We start from the raw sequence: 13358 nt of genomic DNA, 5'->3' as shown, positions 1-13358 counted from the left end.
TGCCCGCTCCCCTGCCGGCATCCGGAAAATTAGATAGGCTATCTAAGTAATGTCTGCGTCTGATGAATCCCTCGACCTCACCGCCACAGACCTTCGCATGGCCACGTTCCGGCTGGCCCGCCGCCTTCGCTGCGCCCGCGCCGCCGACTCGATGAGCGACGCGCAGCTGGCGGTGCTCGCCGACCTGCGCATGAACGGACGCCGTACGATCTCGACCCTCGCCCAGCGCGAGCGCGTCACCGCACCGTCGATGACCAGCACGATCAACGGCCTCGAAGAGCAGGGCTTCGTCGTGCGCACCCCCGATGAGGACGATCGCCGCCGCGTGCAGGTCGACATCACCGAGGCCGGGAGCGAGATCGTCGTCGAGACCATCCGCCGTCGCGACGAGCTGCTCGCCGACATGCTGCGCGAGGTCGACTACTCCGAGGCCGAGCTGACCACGCTGCGTGAAGCCAGCGCCCTGATGAGGCGGGTGGTGGAGCGATGAGCGCCATGTTCCGCTCCTTCGCGAACATCAACTACCGGATCTGGTTCGCGGGCGCCCTGATCTCCAACGTCGGCGGGTGGATGCAGGCCACGGCGCAGGACTGGGTGGTGCTCACCGAGCTCACCGACAACGACGCCACCGCGATGGGCGTCACGATGGCCCTGCAGTTCGGGCCCCCGCTCGTGCTCGTGAGCCTGACCGGGTGGGTGGCCGACCGCTTCGACCGGCGGCACATCCTGTTCGCCACCCAGTCGGCGCTGCTCGCCCTCGCGATCGCGGTCGGCGCGCTGCTGCTCGGCGGCCTCATGACCCTGCCGATGATGTTCGGCTTCGCCCTCGGATTCGGCATCGTGAACGCGTTCGACGCTCCGGCTCGACAGGCGTTCGTCTCCGACATGGTCTCCACCGGCGACACCTCCAACGCGGTGGCCCTCAACTCCGCGTCGTTCAACCTCGCCCGTATGGTCGGACCCGCCGTCGGCGGCCTGCTGATCGTGGCGATCGGCTCGGGCTGGGTGTTCATCGTGAACGCGGCGACGTTCCTGGCGATGCTGCTCGCCCTGCTGCTCATGCGCCGCAGCCTGCTCGCCCCGCGTCTGAAGAACCGCAATCGCGGCGGGCTCGCCGACGGGTTCCGGTATGTGTGGGGGCGCAGCGACCTGCGCGTGGTGTTCGTGACGGTCTTCCTGATCGGCGCCTTCGGCATGAACTTCCCGATCTTCGCCTCGACCATGGCGCTCGAGTTCGGCGCGGGCGCCGACGGCTACGGCGTGCTCAGCTCGGTGCTCGCGATCGGATCCCTCATCGGGGCGCTCCTCGCCGCCCGGCGCGATCGCGCCAGAGTGCGCGTGGTGATCCTCGCTGCCGGAGGTTTCGGCATCGCCGCGTTCGTGTCGTCGGCCATGCCCACGTATGCCTCCTACGCCGTCACTTTGACCTTCACCGGCTTCATGATCGTGACGCTGCTCACCACCGCCAACGGCTACGTGCAGATCACGACCGACCCCGCTCTGCGCGGACGCGTGCTCGCCCTGTATATGGCCGTCATCATGGGTTCGACCCCCATCGGGGCCCCCATCGCGGGATGGGTCGCCGACACGTTCGGCCCGCGGGCCGCGATCATGCTCGGTGGCACGGCCGGGTTCGTGGCCTGCGCGATCGGGGTGATCTGGGTCGCGACCTCCGGCCGACTCCGCCGGGACGAGAACCGCCGGTTCCTGCTCACGCTCGACGAGACCCGCCCGCTTCGCGTGATCGAGGTCGACCCGATCGAGTTCAGCGACGAGGCCGCCGTGACCACGCCGATCCGCACCGCCGAGAAGCGCGACCTCGGAGACTGACCCTCGTCGCGGGATTTGTCAACGCCCTGCACGACCCGGGGCGACCGGTCGTACCGTCTGTGCATGGACGAGAACACGGAACGCACCCCCCATCCGCAGGATCCGGCAGAGGGCGCGCCCGGCGTCGGAGCACCGGACGAAGACTCCGGCCAGGGCGACGGCACCGGCGGCGCCATCCAGGGCGACAGCTCGCGCGGCGAATCCACGGGCGGCGCCATCCAGGGCGACGCCGGCCAGGGCCATCGCGCAGCGCTCGGTGGCGACGAGCACACCGAGGATCAGCTCGACGCGGACAACGCCGCCGAAGAGGACACCCTCAAGACGCTCGATCCGGATTCCCCGCCCGCCTGAGCGTGCACGAGGGCAACGCCACCGCCAGCCGTCCATCCCCAGAGACGGCCCTCCCCTGCGGTGGCGTTGCTCGTGTCGCGTCGAGCCGCGCGGGTAGGGTTCTGCGCATCGGGCCTAGGCGCCCAGCACGAGCTTGAGCTGCTCCACCGCCCAGTCGAGCTCGGTCGCGCGGATCACGAGCGGCGGAGCGATGCGCACCGTCTGTCCGTGCGTGTCCTTGACGAGCACGCCCCGTTCGAGCAGCTTCTCGGCGATCTGACGCCCGGTGCCCTTCGCGGGATCGATGTCGACGCCGGCCCAGAGCCCGGCGATGCGCACGGCCGTGACGCCGTGCCCGATCAGCGGCTGCAGCGCCTGCTCCAGGTGGGCGCCGAGTGCGCGCGCCCGCTCCTGGAACTCACCGGTCTGCAGCATCTCGACCACGCGCAGGCCCACGGCCGCGGCCAGCGGGTTGCCGCCGAACGTCGACCCGTGCTCGCCCGGTCGGATGACGCCCAGCACGTCGGCGTCGCCGACCACGGCGGATACCGGGAGGATGCCGCCGCCGAGCGCCTTGCCCAGGAGGTACAGGTCGGGCACGACGCCTTCACGATCGCACGCGAAGGTCTCGCCCACGCGGCCGAGCCCCGCCTGGATCTCGTCGGCGATGAACAGCACGTTCTTCTCGTCGCAGATCTCGCGGATGCGGCGGAGGTAGCCCTCCGGCGGGATCACGACACCGGCCTCACCCTGGATCGGCTCGACCAGCACGGCCGCCGTGTCGTCGGTGATGGCCGCGGCGATGGCATCCGCATCTCCGTACGGCACCACATCGAAGCCCGGCGTGTAGGGGCCGAAGTCGTCACGCGCCGTGTCGTCGTCGCTGAAGCTGACGATCGTCGTCGTGCGGCCGTGGAAGTTGCCGGCCGCGACGATGATGCGCGCCTTGCCCTCGGGGATGCCCTTGACGCGATAGCCCCAGGCGCGGGCGACCTTGATGCCGGTCTCGACGGCCTCGGCGCCGGTGTTCATCGGCAGCACGAGATCCTTGCCCGCCAGCTCCGCGAGCGCCGCGGCGAACGGCTCCAGCCGGTCGCTCTGGAACGCACGGCTGACGAGCGTGACCCGGCCGAGCTGCTCGGTGAGCGCGGCGACGAGGGCCGGATGCCGGTGGCCGAAGTTCACGGCCGAGTACGCCGCGAGCAGGTCGAGGTAACGCTTGCCCTCGACGTCGGTCACCCACGCACCCTCCGCGCGGGCGATGTTCACCGGCAGCGGGTGGTAGTTGTGGGCGACGTGCGGCTCGGTGCCCGCCTCTCCCGCCGTGGCCGCTGTACCCGGGGTCGCTGTTCCCGTGGTCTCGTCGACCGCGGTCACTTCGCACCCCGCAGCTCGAGCGTGCAGCACTTGATGCCGCCGCCGCCGAGCAGCAGCTCGGACAGGTCCACCATGATCGGGTTGTAGCCGCGCTCGCGCAGCTGCTTCTCGAAGCCCTTCGCCCGCGGCGAGATGACCACGTTGTAGCCGTCGCTCGCCGAGTTCAGGCCGAACACCGAACCGTCCTCGTCAGAGACCAGGATCGCGTCGGGGAAGCGCTCCTCGAGGATCGCACGGCTGGCGTCGTCGAAGGCACCGGGGAGGTAGGCGATGTTCGCGCGCTCCGGGCCGCCGTTCTCGACACCCTGCACCGGATCGAGCACGGCGATCGCGGTGTCGAGGTGGTAGAAACGCGGGTCGACCAGGTTGAGCGACACGACCTCGCGCCCGAAGACCTCGCCGACCTCGCGGTGGCTGTCGCCCGTGGAGCGGAAGCCGGTTCCTGCCAGGATCACGTCGCCGACGAGAAGGAAGTCACCCTCGCCCTCGTTGACCTCCTTCGGCATCACCGTGTCGTAGCCCGCAGCACGGAACCAGTCGGCGAAGGCCGGCGACTCGCCCTGACGCTCGACGAAACGGAACTCGGGCACGTAGGCGCGACCGTCGATGAGGAATCCGCCGTTGGCCGTGTAGACCATGTCGGGGTAGCCGGGAAGCGGCTCGATGAGCTCGACCTCGTGGCCCAGCTCGATGTACAGGTCGTGGAGCTTCTGCCACTGCGCGACCGCGTTGGCGGTGTCGGTGGGCTTGGTCGGCTCCATCCACGGGTTGATGGAGTAGTTGACCGTGAAGTGCTCCGGCTTGCACATGAGATAGCGACGGTGGTGCGCGGTGCGGGCGGGGGCGGTGGAGACGGCGGCTTCAGGCGTCGACATGGGTGCTCTCCTCGTGGGACGGGCGCGGCGGACGCTGTCCAGGGGCCCGGCGGTCCTTCGACCCTTCGCTCGATCGAGCGGGCGTCGGGGAAGATGCGACTCGGGCACGCCGAGGTCCATTCTGTCACCCGCCCCCTGTACGCCGCCAGAGCGCCGCCCGTTCCCCTCCACCCCCGCCCCTGCCCCATCCCCGTCCCATCTCCGTCCCATCTCCGTCCCATCTCCGTCCCATCTCCGTCCCCGTCCCATCTCCCGGCCCCGTCCCCCGACCGCTCCGGTCGCACTTTCTGCCGCCGAAAGCGTCTGAAGGCGGCAGGAAGTGCGACCGGAACAACGCAGAGGGTGCGACCGGAACAATGCAGAGGGTGCGACCGGAACACGCAGAGGGTGCGACCGGAGGATCAGAGGGCGGAGCCGGTGACCACCAGCTTGCCGACGGTGTGGCCCGCCTCGAGACGGGCGAGAGCGGCGGATGCCTCGGCGAAGGGGTACTCCCGCTCGATCACGGGAACCACGCGGCCATCGGCGACGAGTTCGAGGAGCTTCGCCAGCACCTCGGGACGCGGCGTCGCGGCGAGTGGTCGGATGCTCCGCGAGCCGATCGACAGGAACACCGCGCGGAGCATCCGCGGGATCGGGCCGAGCACGTGTCCCCCGTCGCCCGTGACGAGCACGACCGTGCCGCCGGGCACCACGAGGCGCTTCAGCTCCCGCAACGGCATCCCTCCGGCGATGTCGACGATCGCATCGAATCGGCCGTCCGGCAGCGCACTCAGGGGCGACGTCCGGTGGTCGAAGGTGCGCACGGCACCCAGCTGCTCGATCAGCGGTGCGTTGCGGTCACGGCAGGACGCCCAGACCTCGGCGCCGCGAAGAGCTGCGAGCTGCACCGCGAACGTGCCCACCCCTCCGGAGGCACCGATGATCAGCACTCTCGGCGCGCCATCGGCGCGAGCACGTTGCGTGAGGCCGACGCCCGCGAGGTCGAGCGCCTGCCAGGCGGTTCCCCCGGCCACCGGGAGGCACGCGGCGGTCTCCGGGACGATATCGATCGGGACGGGAACGAGCCGCGCGGCGGGAACGCTCACGTACTCGCCGAGACCTCCGCCGCCGACGAGCTCACCCACCACGTCTTCGCCGATCTCCGCGCCCACGACGTCGGGTCCGACGGCGACCACGGTGCCCGCGACCTCCATCCCGCGCACCGGGTGCTTCGGGCGGGTCATGCCGAACACCGGACGCACGAGCAGCGGATCGCCGAGCAGGAGGCGCACATCGCCCGCGTTCAACGCCGTGGCGCGCACCCGCAGCAGCACCTCGCCGCGGCCGGGCGTCGGAACCGGGATGCGCTCGAGGGCGACGCCGTCGGCCGGACCGTACGTCTCCCGACGCCACGCCTTCATCGAACGGCTCATGATGATGCTCCTGACGTGTCGGGGTATTCGAAGATGTCGTCGAGCCCCACGCCGAACGCGCGGGCGATCTGGAAGGCGAGTTCGAGTGTCGGCGAGTACTTCTGCTGCTCGATCGCGATGAGGGTCTGGCGCGTCACGCCGACCGTGCGCGCGAGCTCGGCCTGGGTGAGTCCGGCCTGTTCGCGATGCGCGCGGATGGTGTTCGAGACGCGGGTGGGCTTGACCATCAGACGAGGCCCCGCCGGTAGGCGACCACCCGGGCGATGCCGCCGATGAACGCCGACACCGCGAAGCCCGCGAACATGGTGTTCGCGATCCAGAAGACATCGGCGCCGACGGCGCACAGCGCGATGACCCCGAGACCGGAGATCACGACGAAAGCCTGCTCCACTCGGCCGCCCATGCGGCTGATGTCGCGGTCGCGGATGTCGGAACGGCCGACACCGTCGGGGTCTCTCAGCCCCGCGATGATGCCCCACCCGACGCTGAGGATGATCGTCGCGACGATGCCGCCGCCGATCACCCACAGCATGAGCGGGAACCAGTCGACAGCGGTGAGCGGCCCTCCCCCGGCCTGCTGGAGCACCAGCACGACGTAGACGACCATCACGATCGGGCTGACGATGAGTCCCGCCCAGGCATTGCGCTCTTCGTAGACCATGACGACTCCGATGTAAAAGATTATTGACACGCTCAGCGTACGTCCATCGGTGAGGTGTGTCAAGAATTCTTTACACCAGGCTCAGATCACGTCGCTGCTCCACGGGTCGAGGTTGCCGTAGCGGTGGGCGGTGATCGAGATCGACTGCTCGTGCACGAACGGCAGCAGCTCGATGCGGGCGGCGGCCGTCACCTCGCCGTCGTACACCGCCAGGTCGGGGTCGCCGGCGGAAGCCGTGGCGAGCTTCGCGCGAAGGGCGGCGACACCGTCCCGCCCGCCGACCAGCCGCACCCGATCGCTCACCGGCAGCGCGACGCCCTCGGGTGCATCGTCCTGTCGCAGCAGCCGCTGCAGCCACTCGTCGTCGCTCTCCAGGAACACCGGGGCATCCAGGTCACCGAGAGCGCGACGCACCTCGCCGGGCACCCCGACCGGGGTCGAGATGACGAACTTCGCCCCTGACCGCACACCTGCGATCACGACGCGCAGCAGATCCTGCAGTGCCGCATCGTCGGTCGCGCGGACCTCGACCGGCACCGGGCGATAGCGGAACAGGTTGCGCTCGACGCCGAGACGCGAGACATCACGGACCTGCCCGAACTCGCGGTCCCAGGCCAGCGCATCCGACAAGGCCGAGCGCCGCAACCACTCGAACGACTCGTAGGCGAGCGACGACTGGGCCGCCTCGATGAGGGCGGTGATGCGGGAGTCGAGTCCCCGCAGATGCAGCGTGCTGGAGGCCGGTCCTCCCGGCAGGGAACGCCAGGACCCCAGACCGATGAGGTAGTTCGGGCCGCCCGCCTTGGCACCGGGGCCGACGGAGGAGCGCTTCCACCCTCCGAACGGCTGGCGCTGCACGATGGCTCCGGTGATGCCGCGGTTCACGTAGAGGTTGCCCGCCTGCACACGGCCGAGCCAGAACGCGAGCTCCTCCGGGTCCTGGGTGTGGAGTCCTGCAGTGAGGCCGTAGGCGACGGCGTTCTGCATCTCGACGGCGCGCGCGAGCGTCGGCGCATGCATCACGCCGAGCACCGGCCCGAAGAACTCCTCGGTGTGGAAACGCGACCCCGGCTGGACGCCGACACGCACCCCGGGCCGCCACAGGCGTCGGCTGCCGTCGTCCCCCGCAGCGAGCGACGGTTCGATCAGCCATTGCTCGTCGCCCTCCAGCTCGCTCAGCGCCCACGCGAGCTTTCCGGTCGGCTGGTCGATCACCGGGCCCACCTCGGCCAGCGGATCGGTGGGCTGCCCGACGTGCAGCGACCGCACAGCGTCGGCCAGCTGGCGCGCGAACCGGGCGGAGCGTCCGACCGGTCCCACGAGGATGGCGAGCGAGGCCGCCGAGCACTTCTGCCCGGCGTGGCCGAAGGCGCTCTTGACGAGGTCGCCGACCGCGAGATCGAGATCCGCCGAGGGGGTGATGATGATCGCGTTCTTGCCGCTGGTCTCCGCGAGAAGCGGCAGATCGGAGCGCCAGGAGCGGAACAGCGCCGCCGTGTCCCACGCGCCGGTGAGGATCACGCGGTCGACGGCGTCGTGCGTGATGAGCTCGCGGCCGAGCTCCCCCTCCTCTATGTCGACGAGCGCGAGCAGGTCGCGCGGCACCCCCGCCTGCCACAGGGTCTCGGCGATGACGGCGGCGCAGCGGCGGGCCTGCGGAGCGGGCTTGAAGACGACACCCGAACCTGCGGCGAGCGCGGCGAGCACCCCACCCGCGGGGATCGCGAGGGGGAAGTTCCAGGGCGGCGTGACGACGGTGACGGATGCCGGAACGAACACGGCGCCGGCGATCGCGTCGAGCTCGCGCGCCTTGGCGGCGTAGTAGCGGGCGAAGTCGACGGCTTCGCTGACCTCGACGTCGGCTTCCGCCAAGACCTTGCCCGTCTCGGAGGCCGCGACCTCGATGAGGTCCCCTCGCCGCGACTCGAGTGCGGCCGCCGCACGCAGCAGCACCTCGGCCCGCTCGGCAGCCGGCCGTCCACCCCATGATGGAGCGGCCCGGCGCACGCCCTGCACGATCCGCTCGAGATCCTCGGGATCGGACACCCGGGCAGATGCGATCGTGGCGTCTCCCAGATCGGAGGCGGCGATGCGCTCGCGCACCTCGCGTGCCCACTCCCGGTTCGCGGGGAGAGCAGGATCGGTGTCGACCGTGTTCGAGAAGCCCGGAGCGCCACCGGCATCCTGGTCCAGCTCGCGCGCCGAGTACACGGCGGTCTCGAGGAACGCCTCGCGCCCGCCGTCGTCGGATCCGCGCGAGATGCCGAGCACCGCCTTGGTGAGGTCGGTCTCGGGCACCGGGGCTGCGGGTGCCGTCCGCACGGACTCGTGCACGGGCGCGCTGCGGTCCTGCGTGCGACGCGGGCCGATGCGGAGCGTGGCGTCGGCCGACCTGTCGAGCGCATCGAGGAAGCGATCCTGCTCGCGCACGAACAGCGCCTCGTCCTCTCCGAGCCGGAACGCGGCGGAGAGGAAGTTGTCCGACGAGGCGTTCTCCTCGAGCCGGCGCACCAGATAGCTGATCGCCACATCGAACTCGGCGGGCTCGACCACCGGCACGTAAAGCAGCACAGGGCCGACCTCGCGCGACACCGCCTGCACCTGCCCCTGCGCCATGCCCAGGAGCATCTCGAACTCGACGGCCTCGCGCACCCCCCGTTCTCCGGCGAGCAGCCAGGCATACGCGATGCCGAAGAGGTTGTGCCCTGCGATGCCGAGCTTCACGGCCGCGGTGTGCTCGGGCTGCAGAGCCCAATCCAGACAGCGCAGGTAGTTCGCATCGGTGTCGAGCTTGGTGTCGTAAGTCGCAGGCGTCCACCCGTGCATCCGGGCCTCGACGTTCTCCATCGCGAGGTTCGCCCCCTTCACGAGGCGTACCTTGATGCGGGCGCCGCCGTGCGCGACGCGGTCCTGCGACCAGGCGGTGAGCTCCTGCAGGGCGGGCAGGGCGTCCGGCAGGTAGGCCTGCAGCACGATGCCCGCTTCGAGCCCGGCCAGGCGCGGGTCCTCGAGGATGCGCGTGAAGACCGCGATCGTGAGGTCGAGGTCGCGGTACTCCTCCATGTCGAGGTTCAGGAAGGTGCCGTCGGCCGCCGCCGTCAAGTACAGCGGGAGGAGCCTTTCGACCACCTCGTCGACGACCTCGTCGAACGCCCACATCGAGAGGTGGCTGATGATCGCCGAGACCTTGACGGAGACGTAGTCGACATCGGGACGCCGGATGAGCCCGTGGATGCCGTCGAGCCGTCGCCGCGCCTCCGCCTCCCCGAGCACGGCCTCGCCGAGCAGGTTCAGGTTGAGACGGGAGCCGCTCTCCCGGATCCGCTCGATCGCCGCCCCGAGCTTCGCAGGTCGCGCATCCACCACGAGATGCCCGACCATGTCACGGAGCACCCGACGGGCGATCGGCACGACGGGTGACGGCAGAACCTGCGCGACACCGCCGCCGAGACGCACGGCCGAGCGCAGGTACCAGGGCAGGAACTCCGGCACGATCGGGGCGATCCGGTGCAGCTGCGAGGCTGCGGCGGTCAGGCTCTCCGGGCGCATGACGCCGTCGACGAAGCCGAGCGTGAACGGCAGCCCGTTCGCGTCCTGCAGCACGCCCGCGAGCCGTGCGGCCGCGGGGTCGGGTTCGATCGCCGCGGCCTCGATCGCCCACCGCCGAGCCAGCTCGACGGCACGGTCTGCGAGGGGTGCGGATGCCACGGCATCCGGCGGGAGGTCTGCCATGGATTTCAGCCTAGGTCTGGAGCAGGATCCTCCCGCCGTTCGAATCGCGCAAATGGTCGCTTTTCCCGCTCGGATGCAGTCATCTGCGCGATTCGAAACGGATTCAGAGCGCCGCGATGATGTCCTCCACCCGCTGTTTCGCATCTCCGAACAGCATCGACGCGTTGTCGCGGAAGAACAGCGGGTTCTGCACCCCTGCGTACCCGGCGGCCATCGAGCGCTTGAACACGATGACGCTCTCGGCCTCCCACACCTTCAGCACCGGCATCCCGGCGATCGGGCTCCCCGGGTCCTCGGCGGCGGCCGGGTTCACGGTGTCGTTCGCGCCGATGACCAGCACCACCGAGGTGGAGGCGAGGTCGTCGTTGATCTCGTCCATGCTCAGGACGATGTCGTACGGCACCTTGGCTTCGGCCAGCAGCACGTTCATGTGACCGGGCAGCCGTCCCGCGACCGGATGGATGCCGAACCGCACATCGACGCCCCGCTCGCGGAGCCGCCGGACCAGATCGGCGACGGGGTACTGCGCCTGTGCGACGGCCATGCCGTAGCCAGGGGTGATGACGACGCTGTCGGCGGCGACGAGCATCTCCGCCGCGCCCTCGGCGGTGATCTCGCGGTGCTCGCCGTATTCGGTGTCGTCGGAGGTCGGCGCCGCGACCCCGAATCCCCCGGCGATGACGGAGAGGAACGAGCGGTTCATGGCCTTGCACATCACGTACGAGAGGTACGCACCCGACGATCCGACGAGCGCGCCCGTGACGATCAGCAGGTCGTTGTTCAGGAGGAACCCCGCCGCGGCGGCGGCCCAACCCGAATAGCTGTTGAGCATCGAGACGACGACCGGCATGTCTCCGCCGCCGATCGAGGCGACCAGGTGCCAGCCCAGGGCGAAGGCGAGCACGGTGACCGCGATCAGGAGCCACAGCTGCTGGTCGTTCACGAACCACACGGTCAGGGCGACGAACGCGATGAGAGCCCCGATGTTGAGCCCGTTCTTGCCCGGGAGCATGAGCGGCTTCGACGACATCTTCGCCGAGAGCTTGAGGTACGCCACGATCGACCCGGTGAAGGTGACGCCGCCGATGAAGATCCCGATGAACACCTCGGCGTTGTGGATGCCGACGAGCTCGGGGGCGATCTCCGGGTGCGCGAGGTAGCCGTTCCAGCCGACGAGCACCGCGGCGAGGCCGACGAAGCTGTGCAGGAGCGCGATGAGCTCGGGCATGCCGGTCATCTCCACGACCCGCGCTCGCCAGAGCCCGATGGCCGCCCCGATCAGCACCGCGGCCACGAGCAGGCCCAGCCCGAGGAAGGCACCGGTGCTCCATGCGTCGGCCATGGTGAGGGCGACCGTCGCGACCAGCGCGATCGCCATGCCCGCGATGCCGTAGACCACACCGGAGCGGGCGGATTCATGGCGACTGAGGCCGGCGAGGCTGAGGATGAACAGCAGGGCGGCGACGATGTAGGCCGCCCCGGCGAGCGCGTCGACGGTCATTTCCGGCCGCCCTTCGCCGATGTCCCGAGTGTGAACATCGCGAGCATTCGTCGGGTCACCGCGAACCCTCCGAAGATGTTGATGGAGGCCAGCAGCACCGCGATCGCGGCGAGCACCTGCACCACCGGCAGCGGCGACGTGATCTGCAGCATCGCGCCGACCACGATCACTCCCGAGATGGCGTTGGTCACCGACATGAGCGGGGTGTGCAGCGCGTGATGCACCTTGCCGATCACGTAGAAGCCGATCACCACCGACAGCACGAGCACCGTGAAGTGCTGCGGCAGCGGGGCCGGGGCGAACGCGTTCACGGCGAACAGCGCGGCGACGCCCACCACGATCAGCGTGACTTTGCGGGCGGCGGACATCTTCTTCGGCGGTGCGACCTCGACCGGCGCCGCCGCGGCCTTCGGGGCGGGAGCGGCGGCGACCTGCACGGCAGGCGGGGGCCAGGTGACCTCGCCGTCGCGCACGACCGTGACCGAGCGCTGCACGACATCGTCGAAGTCGATCACCAGCCGCCCGTCCTTCGCAGGCGTCAGCAGCGCCACGAGGTTGGCGAGGTTCGTGCCGTAGAGCTGGGAGGCCTGTGCGGCCAGACGCGAGGCCAGGTCGGTGTAGCCCAGGATGATCACACCGTTGTCCGTGACGACGCGCTCGCCCGCGACCGAGCCCTCGACGTTGCCGCCCTGGCCCGCGGCCATGTCGACGATCACGCTGCCCGGCTTCATCTGTGCGACATCGGATGCCGTGATCAGGCGCGGCGCCGCGCGTCCGGGGATCAGCGCAGTGGTGATGATGATGTCCACGTCGGCGGCCTGCTCGGTGTAGATCTCGGCGGCCCTGCGGTCATAGTCCGCGCTGGTCGCCTTGGCATAGCCGTCGGTGGAGGCCGCGACCTCGACGTCGACCGGGAGGTAGCTGCCACCGATCGAGGTGACCTGGTCGGCGACCTCGGGGCGCGGATCCGTGGCGCGGACGATCGCACCGAGACTCGATGCCGCGCCGATGGCCGCAAGCCCCGCGACTCCGGCTCCCGCGACCAGCACCTTCGCCGGCGGCACCTTGCCCGCGGCGGTCACCTGCCCCGTGAAGAAGCGGCCGAACTCGTGCGCGGCCTCGACGACGGCCCGGTACCCGGCGATGTTCGCCATCGAGCTGAGCACGTCCATCGACTGCGCCCGCGAGATGCGCGGCACCGCATCGAGCGCGAGCGCCGTGATGCCGCGCTGCGCGAGCGACTGGACGAGATCGGGGCGCAGTGCCGGTGAGAGCAGGGCGATGAGGGTGGCGTCATCGGAGAGGAGGGCGATCTCCTCCGCCCCGGGAGCTGTGATCGCGAGGACGATCTCGCTCCCCCAGGCCTCTGCGCGATCCACCAGCGCCGCATCCGCCGCCGCGTACTCGGCGTCGGGGTACGAGGCCGCAGCGCCCGCTCCCCGCTCGACTCTGACCGTGTGGCCCAGCTTCCCGAGCGACGCGATCGTCGCCGGGGTGGCCGAGACCCGCGCTTCGCCCGCAGGCTCCCGCACGATGCCGATGACTGCCACTACTTCCTCCTCCGCCCGTCTGCGTCGACGGGATCACCGGGGCGTCTGCGCCCCTGACTTCCCGCTCAGAGTACTGAGGAGCGCTCC

Annotated in this window: 11 protein-coding genes; 3 read left to right on the top strand and 8 right to left on the bottom strand. The window is 70.1% G+C overall.

Annotation, left to right across the window (positions count from 1 at the left end):
• Nucleotides 1-49 precede the first annotated feature (49 nt).
• From ACLFA2_RS11545 to ACLFA2_RS11535, 3 genes are all read left to right on the top strand, one after another.
• On the top strand, nucleotides 50-490 hold the full coding sequence (locus ACLFA2_RS11545) for a MarR family winged helix-turn-helix transcriptional regulator (RefSeq protein WP_021200300.1): 441 nt from the start codon (nucleotides 50-52) through the stop codon (nucleotides 488-490).
• Nucleotides 491-495: 5 nt separating this feature from the next.
• Nucleotides 496-1830, top strand: a complete 1335-nt coding sequence (locus ACLFA2_RS11540; protein ID WP_031207541.1) for an MFS transporter — start codon at nucleotides 496-498, stop codon at nucleotides 1828-1830.
• Nucleotides 1831-1893: 63 nt separating this feature from the next.
• Nucleotides 1894-2181 carry a hypothetical protein gene (locus ACLFA2_RS11535; RefSeq protein ID WP_021200302.1) on the top strand — a complete coding sequence of 96 codons (288 nt, stop codon included), beginning with the start codon at nucleotides 1894-1896 and terminating at the stop codon, nucleotides 2179-2181.
• Between the two features lie 114 nt (nucleotides 2182-2295).
• Here ACLFA2_RS11535 and rocD read toward each other — a convergent pair whose 3' ends face one another.
• The 8 genes from rocD to ACLFA2_RS11495 form a co-directional block, all read right to left on the bottom strand.
• Nucleotides 2296-3537: an ornithine--oxo-acid transaminase gene (gene rocD, locus ACLFA2_RS11530; protein WP_021200303.1), complete on the bottom strand. Its 1242-nt coding sequence runs from the start codon at nucleotides 3535-3537 to the stop codon at nucleotides 2296-2298.
• A complete protein-coding gene (gene ddaH / locus ACLFA2_RS11525) occupies nucleotides 3534-4412 on the bottom strand; it encodes a dimethylargininase (RefSeq protein WP_021200304.1) in 879 nt (292 codons plus the stop codon). The genes rocD and ddaH overlap by 4 nt, the downstream gene beginning before the upstream one ends.
• A 401-nt stretch (nucleotides 4413-4813) precedes the next feature.
• Complete coding sequence (locus ACLFA2_RS11520; protein ID WP_347123638.1) at nucleotides 4814-5827, bottom strand: NAD(P)-dependent alcohol dehydrogenase; 1014 nt, start codon at nucleotides 5825-5827, stop codon at nucleotides 4814-4816.
• Nucleotides 5824-6054 (bottom strand): helix-turn-helix transcriptional regulator, encoded by a 231-nt coding sequence (locus ACLFA2_RS11515; protein WP_021200351.1) that lies wholly within the window; start codon nucleotides 6052-6054, stop codon nucleotides 5824-5826. Before ACLFA2_RS11515 ends, ACLFA2_RS11520 begins: the two co-directional genes overlap by 4 nt.
• Complete coding sequence (locus ACLFA2_RS11510) at nucleotides 6054-6488, bottom strand: hypothetical protein (protein WP_347123640.1); 435 nt, start codon at nucleotides 6486-6488, stop codon at nucleotides 6054-6056. The genes ACLFA2_RS11515 and ACLFA2_RS11510 overlap by 1 nt, the downstream gene beginning before the upstream one ends.
• Before the next feature lie 81 nt (nucleotides 6489-6569).
• Complete coding sequence (locus ACLFA2_RS11505; RefSeq protein ID WP_426621343.1) at nucleotides 6570-10220, bottom strand: proline dehydrogenase family protein; 3651 nt, start codon at nucleotides 10218-10220, stop codon at nucleotides 6570-6572.
• A 103-nt stretch (nucleotides 10221-10323) separates the two neighbouring features.
• Nucleotides 10324-11721 (bottom strand): Re/Si-specific NAD(P)(+) transhydrogenase subunit beta, encoded by a 1398-nt coding sequence (gene pntB, locus ACLFA2_RS11500; RefSeq protein WP_021200348.1) that lies wholly within the window; start codon nucleotides 11719-11721, stop codon nucleotides 10324-10326.
• On the bottom strand, nucleotides 11718-13271 hold the full coding sequence (locus ACLFA2_RS11495) for a Re/Si-specific NAD(P)(+) transhydrogenase subunit alpha (RefSeq protein ID WP_426621342.1): 1554 nt from the start codon (nucleotides 13269-13271) through the stop codon (nucleotides 11718-11720). Before ACLFA2_RS11495 ends, pntB begins: the two co-directional genes overlap by 4 nt.
• Between the last annotated feature and the right edge of the window lie 87 nt (nucleotides 13272-13358).

It is taken from the genome of Microbacterium sp. As-52 (assembly GCF_049949185.1).
GTDB lineage: Bacteria > Actinomycetota > Actinomycetes > Actinomycetales > Microbacteriaceae > Microbacterium > Microbacterium maritypicum_A.
This window is presented reverse-complemented; position numbering and strand designations above follow the sequence as displayed.